Source organism: Photorhabdus viridis, from assembly GCF_040256935.1.
GTDB classification, from domain to species: Bacteria; Pseudomonadota; Gammaproteobacteria; order Enterobacterales; family Enterobacteriaceae; genus Photorhabdus; species Photorhabdus viridis.
On sequence record NZ_JBEJZY010000428.1, the window covers coordinates 1 to 244 of the forward strand.

Genomic DNA, 244 nt, shown 5'->3' on the forward strand with positions numbered 1-244 from the left:
GGATGTGGTGGCGTTTAGCGGGCAGGAAGGCTTAAGCCAGCCTTTTCGTTACGTTATTGAATTCACCAGCCCGGAGAAAGATATCAAACCGGCGCAGATGCTGATGCGGGATGCCGCGTTTACCCTGACGTCACCCGCGATTAATCCGGGGATGCGGGGCATGCCGGTGATACCGCCAGCTCCCTTACGCACAATCTACGGGGTGATCAGCGAATTTAAACTGCTGTCCACCTCGCGGGATGAA

At 56.1% G+C, this 244-nt stretch carries 1 pseudogene; it reads left to right on the forward strand.

What is annotated here, in order from left to right:
• Positions 1-244, forward strand: a pseudogene (locus tag ABR397_RS24030) (type VI secretion system tip protein VgrG); the annotation flags it as partial.